This is a genomic window from Phyllobacterium sp. 0TCS1.6A, from assembly GCF_026420825.1.
Classification (GTDB): domain Bacteria; phylum Pseudomonadota; class Alphaproteobacteria; order Rhizobiales; family Rhizobiaceae; genus Phyllobacterium.
Window position 1 is genome coordinate 282,358 of record NZ_JAPMAB010000005.1, and the last position, 6,173, is coordinate 288,530.

7 protein-coding genes and 1 other annotated feature are annotated in these 6,173 nt (G+C 63.1%); all 7 genes read left to right on the forward strand.

From position 1 onward, the window contains the following. Positions 1 to 36 precede the first annotated feature (36 nt). Positions 37 to 1,203, forward strand: a complete 1,167-nt coding sequence (locus OSJ75_RS13680) for a cell wall hydrolase (protein WP_416362564.1) — start codon at positions 37 to 39, stop codon at positions 1,201 to 1,203. Positions 1,204 to 1,294: 91 nt separating this feature from the next. Next, positions 1,295 to 1,350: a sequence feature (sul1 is cis-regulatory element that is thought to sense ions involved in sulfur or methionine metabolism; They are found in Alphaproteobacteria), on the forward strand. A 68-nt stretch (positions 1,351 to 1,418) separates the two neighbouring features. Then, positions 1,419 to 2,903, forward strand: a complete 1,485-nt coding sequence (locus OSJ75_RS13685) for a SulP family inorganic anion transporter (RefSeq protein ID WP_267228460.1) — start codon at positions 1,419 to 1,421, stop codon at positions 2,901 to 2,903. A 293-nt stretch (positions 2,904 to 3,196) separates the two neighbouring features. Next, positions 3,197 to 3,607: an AtpZ/AtpI family protein gene (locus tag OSJ75_RS13690; protein WP_250015443.1), complete on the forward strand. Its 411-nt coding sequence runs from the start codon at positions 3,197 to 3,199 to the stop codon at positions 3,605 to 3,607. Positions 3,608 to 3,658: 51 nt separating this feature from the next. Then, positions 3,659 to 4,411 (forward strand): F0F1 ATP synthase subunit A, encoded by a 753-nt coding sequence (locus OSJ75_RS13695; RefSeq protein WP_250014921.1) that lies wholly within the window; start codon positions 3,659 to 3,661, stop codon positions 4,409 to 4,411. Between the two features lie 115 nt (positions 4,412 to 4,526). Further along, positions 4,527 to 4,754, forward strand: coding sequence for a F0F1 ATP synthase subunit C (locus OSJ75_RS13700; protein WP_008125314.1), 228 nt, complete (start codon positions 4,527 to 4,529; stop codon positions 4,752 to 4,754). A 168-nt stretch (positions 4,755 to 4,922) separates the two neighbouring features. Beyond that, positions 4,923 to 5,585, forward strand: a complete 663-nt coding sequence (locus tag OSJ75_RS13705) for a F0F1 ATP synthase subunit B (RefSeq protein WP_267228461.1) — start codon at positions 4,923 to 4,925, stop codon at positions 5,583 to 5,585. Between the two features lie 10 nt (positions 5,586 to 5,595). Beyond that, entirely contained in the window at positions 5,596 to 6,081 is a 486-nt protein-coding gene (locus OSJ75_RS13710) for a F0F1 ATP synthase subunit B (RefSeq protein ID WP_267228462.1), read from the forward strand. Positions 6,082 to 6,173 lie beyond the last annotated feature (92 nt).

Consider the following 6,173-nt stretch of genomic DNA (forward strand, 5'->3'; position numbering starts at 1 on the left):
GAGTGGGGTATCGGCGTGCGTTTCTCGGGGTTCTTGCTGGCGTGCGGCCGGCTTCGCAAGCATCAGGCAGATCGGAATTACGCTCCACTCGTTCTCGGCGCCGTCATCTACCTCCTTTCGCCCACCATGGTCGGCTACCAGGACATGGCCAGCCTGATCTCGGGCAGCGAATCGGGGCGCGGGCGCTGGACCGCCTATCTCGAGAAATCTCCCGCCGGCTCGATCCAGAAGGCCAACATGGCTTTTACCGACGACAAGGCGATCACCGGCTCGCTGCCGGCCAGCGGCATCAACGCGCCGGGCGTCGGCCGCGTCGCCATCAAGGGCGCGCTGAAGGGCGGGAACATCACGCCGGACGAAGAGCGCATCAACCGCAAGGAAAAGCGCGGCCGGGTGGTCTCGATCCAGCGGCAGACGCCGCCCAAGGCCTTCAGCGCCGGTTCGATCCTGCAACGTTCGAGCATGATCATCCGCCCCACGCATGGCGTCGAGGTCGAGATGGCCTTTGCCAGGCCGAAGATCGCCGGCAAGGAAATCCAGATCGCGCGCGCGTTCCACGACAGGGCGCCGGAGAAGCCCGCTTCCAATCTTTCGCCCATGCTGGCGGAGCTCGTCAACAATGACCAGCCCGACGTGCTCGCCCTCGGCTATGCGCCGTCGACGCCGGATTATTACAAGACCTCGCCCTTCGACAACATCCTGACGGAGCCGAAGCAGGGTGGCCGGTTCATTCCGCCGCTCGGCAAGGGCGACCATGAATGGCTGGCAACGCCATTGCCGCCTTCCGTCTTCAGCAAGGCCGAGCAGAAATGCCTGGCCACCGGCATCTATTTCGAAGCCCGCAGCGAGAGCGTCAAGGGCCAGGCGGCGGTGGCACAGGTCATCCTCAACCGTGTCCGCAATCCCGCCTATCCGAAGTCGATCTGCAATGTCGTCTACCAGAACAATGACTGGATCAACCGCTGCCAGTTCTCCTTCGCCTGCGAAGGCCGCAAGCTCAACGTGACTGAGCCGAAATACTGGAAAATGGCGCAGGAAGTGGCAATGGCGGTAACCTCCGGCCGCATATTCCTGCCCGAAGTCGGCTCGGCCACCCATTACCACGCCACCTATGTCCGTCCCAACTGGGCGCGCACGATGAAGCGGGTCGACAAGATCGGCACGCACATCTTCTACCGCACCTATGGTGGCGGCTGGATCTAGGCACGGCAGTTCCACCAGACACGGAAGTTCGGGCCACGCGGCGGGCCGCTGTTGCAAGGCCGGGCCCGGTTCGCTATAGAACCGGTAGTGACAAGGACCCGGTGCAACCCCGGGTGGCTCTTCCGGCCGCCAACCCGCCGGACAATCCCGCAAGACCCGTCGTTCCGACACCGCCACGCCGCGCGGAAGGTCTTGCTGTCCATTCAGGGATATTCATGTCTTTTCCCGCTCAATTGCGCCGCGACTGGCTTTCCAACATTCGCGGCGATGTCCTCGCCGGCATCGTCGTGGCGCTGGCGCTCATTCCCGAGGCGATCGGCTTTTCGATCATTGCCGGCGTCGATCCCAAAATCGGGCTCTATGCCTCGTTTTCCATCGCCGTGATCATCTCCATCACCGGCGGGCGGCCCGGCATGATCTCGGCTGCCACCGCCGCCACGGCCGTGCTCATGGTCTCGCTCGTCCGCGATTACGGGTTGCAATACCTGCTGGCGGCCACAATCCTTGCGGGTATCCTGCAGGTCCTCGCCGGTTTCGCCCGGCTTGGCCGCGTCATGCGCTTCGTCTCGCGCTCGGTGCTGACGGGATTCGTCAATGCGCTGGCGATCCTGATCTTCATGGCGCAATTGCCGGAGCTTGTCGGCGTGCCCGTCGGCACCTACGGCATGATTGCGGCCGGCCTTGTGATCATCTACCTCTTCCCCCGCATCACCACGGCCGTGCCGTCGCCGCTGGTCTGCATCATCGTCCTGACCCTTGCGACGCTGGCGCTGGGATTGGACGTGCGCACCGTCGGCGATCTTGGCGAGCTTCCCTCCAGCCTGCCGCATTTCCTCATCCCCGACGTGCCGTTCAATCTCGAGACATTGTGGATCATCCTGCCCTATTCCATCGGCGTTGCGGCGGTTGGGCTGCTGGAAAGCCTGCTCACCGCATCCATCGTCGACCAGATGACCGATACCAAGAGCGACAAGAACCGCGAATGCGTCGGCCAGGGCATCGCCAATTTCGTCACCGGCTTCCTCGGCGGCATGGCCGGCTGCGCCATGATCGGCCAGTCGGTCATCAATGTGAAATCGGGCGGGCGCGGCCGGCTTTCGACTTTCGTCGCCGGCTCGTTCCTGCTGGTCCTGCTTCTCGTGCTCGATGACTGGGTCCGCATCATCCCGATGCCGGCGCTCGTCGCCATCATGATCATGGTGTCGATCGGCACCTTCTCATGGTCGTCGCTGAACGATCTGCGCACCCATCCGCGCCGCTCCAGCATCGTCATGCTGGCAACGGTGTTCACGGTGGTCGGCACGCATAATCTCGCGCTCGGCGTCGGTGTCGGCGTCTTGCTGTCGGGCATCTTCTTCGCCTGGAAGGTGGCGCAGATATTCCGGGTGGCCTCGGAGCTTTCCGCCGATGGGCGCACCCGCAGCTACACCGTCTACGGGCAATTGTTCTTCGCCACCGCCGACAATTTCCTCGATGCCGTCGATTTCGACGAAAGGCCGGGTCTCGTCCGCATCGATGTTTCGCATGCCCATGTCTGGGATCTCACCGGCGTCGGCGCGATCGACCGTGCCGTGCTAAAATTCCGCAAGCAGGGCATCGAGGCCGAGGTGGTCGGCATGAACGAGGCGAGCGCGACGATCATGGACAAGCTCGCGGTGCACAATGATCCGGCAGCGCTCGAACGCGCATTCGGGCATTAGGGGCTGGCGGCCCGATCCCGGCAGCTCGGTCTCGGCGTCCCTTTGCGTTCGGGCCCGGCCGCCCGGCGCTTCCCGGGATGCCATTTGCCGCCGCGAGAGGCCGCGATCGGCGGCAAAAACGCGCGCGAGAGGTGAGGCATATAGTCATATTCGGCTAACATATTGATATCCTGCCTGAAAATTAGCCTTGGGACTCCTGCCGTTGCGCCTTGACTAGCGCGGAACGTAACAATATGTTGCGCGCGACTTCGAAGCGGGGTGAAACCCGCATTCTGCGCGCAAAGGACATGCCATTGGCCACGGGTAACGATCCCGATAAGTCTGGTCCTGTCGGAGCCGCGAAGGGTGCGGGTGGGGGACCGACTTCGGAAGAGCTGGAGCTGAGGCGCCGGGCGCTGGAATCGAAACTCGGTTCGAGACGCGTCGCGCCGGGCGAAGGTTCGGACGACAAGGGGACGGATACCGCCTCCGGTGTCGCACAGGCCATGAAGTTGTCGAGCGAGTTCATCGCCGGTGTTCTGGTGGGTGCGGGCCTCGGCTGGTTGGCCGACCGGTTTTTGGGCACGTCGCCATGGGGGCTGATCATTCTGCTTCTCCTTGGCTTTTGTGCCGGCACGCTGAACGTTCTGCGCGCGGCGGGCCGTGTGGCGGAAAATCGCGGATTGGAGTCCGGCAAGGACACCGGCCGCGACAAGACGGAATAGGGCTTCAGCCAGTAAAACCGGCTGCAGGAACAAATTAGAGACGAGGTAATAGTGGCCAACGATCCGATTCATCAGTTCCACATTTCGCAATGGATCCCCTTGCATGTGGGCGGCGTTGATCTTTCCTTCACCAATTCCTCGGCCTTCATGGTGGCGACGGTGGCCGTCGCCTCCGCATTCCTCTATCTGACCTCTTCCAATCGCGGCCTGATCCCGACCCGGCTCCAGTCGGTCTCGGAAATGGCCTATGAATTCGTGGCGTCGACCTTGCGCGAATCGGCGGGCAGCGCGGGGATGAAGTTCTTCCCCTTCGTCTTCTCGCTCTTCATGTTCGTGCTCGTCGCCAACATGCTCGGCATGTTCCCCTATTTCTTCACCGTCACCAGCCAGATCATCGTCACCTTCGCGCTGGCGGTGCTGGTCATCGGCACGGTGCTCGTCTACGGCTTTGCCAAGCACGGTTTCAAGTTCCTCGGCGTCTTCGTGCCTTCGGGCGTGCCGGCGCCGCTCCTGCTGCTCGTCGTGCCGATCGAGATCATCTCGTTCCTGTCGCGTCCGATCAGCCTCTCGGTTCGTCTCTTCGCCAACATGCTGGCAGGGCACATCACGCTCAAGGTCTTTGCCGGCTTCGTTGCCTCGCTCAGCGCTTTCGGCGCAGTCGGCATCGGCGGCGCCATCCTGCCGCTGGCCATGACGGTCGCCCTGACGGGCCTCGAATTCCTGGTGGCTTTCCTGCAGGCCTATGTCTTCACGGTGCTGACCTGCATGTATCTCAATGATGCGGTCCATCCGGGCGGCCACTGACACCAAATCGGGGCGGGTCCCGGACTTCGAGGTCCGGTCCGTCCTGGAATACTTCGCCGGCGGGTTCCGCCAAACGCAAATCTATCAATGACCATTCGATCTAAAGGAGTTTAATATGGATCCGGTAGCAGCAAAGTACATCGGCGCAGGTCTGGCTTGTTTTGGTATGGCTGGCACGGCCCTCGGCCTCGGCAATATCTTCGGCAGCTATCTCTCCGGTGCGCTGCGCAATCCTTCGGCAGCTGACGGCCAGTTCGGCCGCCTGGTATTCGGCTTCGCCGTTACCGAAGCTCTGGGCATCTTCTCGCTGCTCATCGCTCTTCTGCTTCTCTTCGCTGTTTAACAGACAGCCTGCCATACTGGCTGCGTCCAGGCGCAGCCAGTAGCATCTATCGAGGCGAATTCAGCGGGGCCGTAGCGGCGTTCTCTGGTACATTCGCAACAATGACGAGGCCGGGCCTGCCCTCACGGGGCGGCGAACGGCTCGAGGATCAACCCAAGGGGACGACGCATGTTTGTGTCATCGGCTCACGCCGCATCCACAACGGAAACAACAGTCGCTCAGGCTGAAACGCCCGGCGCTGACGCCCATGGTACACCCGGCGCTGACGCGCATGGTACACCCGGCGCTGACGCGCATGGAGCCACCACGGCGCATACCGAGACTGGCGCCGGCCATGAGAAGGCCGTGTTCCCGCCCTTCGATTCAACGCATTTCGCATCGCAGCTGCTCTGGCTGGCCCTGACATTCGCCGTCTTCTACCTCTTCCTGTCGCGCGTGGTCCTGCCGCGCATCGGCGGGACGATCGAGACCCGCCGCGATCGTATCGCCACGGATCTCGACCAGGCCGCGCGGATGAAGCAGGAGTCGGACGAGGCGCTCGCTGCCTATGAACAGGAACTTGCCGACGCCAAGGCCAAGGCGAATTCCATTGCGCAGACGGCTCGCGACGAGGCCAAGGCCAAGGCGGAAGCCGAGCAGGCGGAGATTTCCGCCGCGCTGGAAAAGAAGCTGAGCGACGCCGAAGCCAGCATTGCCGCCATCAAGGACAAGGCCATGCAGGAAGTCGGCACCATCGCCGAGGACACCGCGACGGAAGTCGTGCGCAAGATCCTGGGCGGGACGGTCGACAGGCCGAGCATTGCCGCCGCCGTGAAATCGGTACGGGGCTGAGGAGACCATCATGCACTTCGATGCAACATTCTATGCGCTGGTCGGCCTGATCATCTTTCTGGCCCTCATCGTCTACCTGAAAGTGCCGGGCACTGTCGGCAAGTCGCTCGATGCGCGCGCCGACAAGATCCGCGACGAGCTTGAAGAGGCCCGCCGCCTGCGCGAGGAGGCCCAGTCGCTGCTCGCCGAATACCAGCGCAAGCGCAAGGAAGCCGAGAAGGAAGCGGGCGAGATCGTCGCCATCGCCCAGCGCGAGGCTCACGGCCTGCTCGACGAGGCGAAGCAGAAGACCGAGGAATATGTCGCGCGCCGCACCAAGCTTGCCGAGCAGAAGATCGCCCAGGCCGAGCTCGAGGCGGTCAACGAGGTCCGCGCCACGGCCGTCGATGTCGCCATCGCCGCCGCCGGCAAGGTCCTAGCCGACAAGGTCGATGCCAAGACCTCGGCCGAACTGTTCAAATCATCGCTGACGGAAGTGAAATCCCGGCTCAACTGAGCCTCGCGCCACACCGTCATTCGCATCTCATCGAGAGCCGCCGCAGGGCGGCTCTTTGCATTTGGGGTGGGGCCGGGGCTGAGGGGCAATGG